Source organism: Actinomyces johnsonii, assembly GCF_006546835.1.
GTDB lineage: Bacteria > Actinomycetota > Actinomycetes > Actinomycetales > Actinomycetaceae > Actinomyces > Actinomyces johnsonii.
Map to the genome: position 1 here is coordinate 1 of NZ_VICB01000015.1, position 1,434 is coordinate 1,434.

Below are 1,434 nucleotides of genomic sequence, written 5' to 3' on the forward strand. Positions count from 1 at the left end.
ACTCGGTCGGCAAAGCATCCCCTGGCTGCAGTCCTTTGGCGAGAATGTAGTTCTTGATCTCGGAGATTGCTGTGGAGGACTGAGTCATGGGTGTGGTGGTGAGGCCGGACATGACACCGCGGGACGTCTGCATACCCCCATTGTCCGGCTAATGGCGGATTTGCGCTGGTGAATGCCCATCGGTACATATCCGATTATTTCCGGCGCGTGAGACGGTTGGAGTGCGTTCGGTGCGGGAACGATCTGGCGTCAACCGACACCGATATGCCGCATACGGCACGGAGATGTGAATGATTGTGAGCGATTTGCACCTATAATGCTCATGGTGCGACAGTTGCGGTATGTCCGACACACAAGCGGTGCTCCCCGCCCGTCCTCCCTATGACAGTGCGACCGCCGCCCTGCTCGAGCGCATCGAACCGCTCGGCGTCTTCCGGAGCATGACGGTGCAGAACATCCCGAGCTGGCGCGTGCCCCTCGACGAGGTCCGGGCGGGATTCCTGGGACGGCACCCCGATATCGAGCTGCGGGATGCCGAGGTCGTTCGCGAGGACGGGACAACGTTCTGCGTGGCGATCGCCCGGCGCTGCCAAGACTCCGCCGATGCTCCTCCCGGTCCTCTGCTCCTCTCACTGCACGGTGGTGGGCTCATCATGGGGTGCCGCTTCAACGGTCTGTTGACGATCGTCCCGTGGCTGCGGCGTTACGGGGGTGTCATTGTCAGCCCCGAGTACCGTTTGGCGCCGGAGGATCCGGCGCCCGCCGGCGTTGAGGACTGTTACGCCGCGCTGTGCTGGGCGGTCGAGCATGCTGAGGACCTTGGTGCCGACCCGAGCCGCGTTGTCGTCGTCGGGCCGAGCGCCGGTGGTGGACTGAGCGCCGGCACGCTGCTCATGGCGCGCGACCGGCAGGGACCGGCTGTTCTCGGCGGGCTGTTGGACTATCCCATGCTGGATGACCGCACTGGGCTTCCAGGGTGGGAGGGTTCGGTCTCGGCGCGTCAGTATCCCGACGACGGGACCTGGCCGACGGCGTACAACAACGTCGCCTGGGAGGCGGCGCTGGGGGAGCGGCGCGGTACAGATCGGGTCACCCCTTATGAGGCTCCCGCCCGCGCCTCTTGGCTGGGCGGGCTACCTCCGCTGTTCATCTCCGTGGCATCCGCTGAGGTGTTCCGCGACGAGGACGTCGCCTTCGCCTCGAAGGTGTGGCGAGATGGCGGGGATGCCGAGTTGCATGTCTATCCCGGGGGCACGCACGCCATGGAGTTCGTCAATGCGCGATGGCTCGCGCAGGGGCTCACCGCAGCGCGCGATCTGTGGATCGACAGGCTGCTTCATCCGGAGGATCCGCGACTCAATATCGTGGCCGTGGCGCAGGCCGGTACCTATCCTGCCCTGACGCAGGAGATTGCTGCTGGTTGGTTTAGGTGAG

General features: G+C 65.1%; 1 protein-coding gene. It reads left to right on the plus strand.

The window, feature by feature from the left end:
* Window positions 1-341 precede the first annotated feature (341 nt).
* Complete coding sequence (locus tag FK256_RS10410) at window positions 342-1,433, plus strand: alpha/beta hydrolase (RefSeq protein WP_141424719.1); 1,092 nt, start codon at window positions 342-344, stop codon at window positions 1,431-1,433.
* The last annotated feature ends 1 nt before the right edge of the window (window position 1,434 follow it).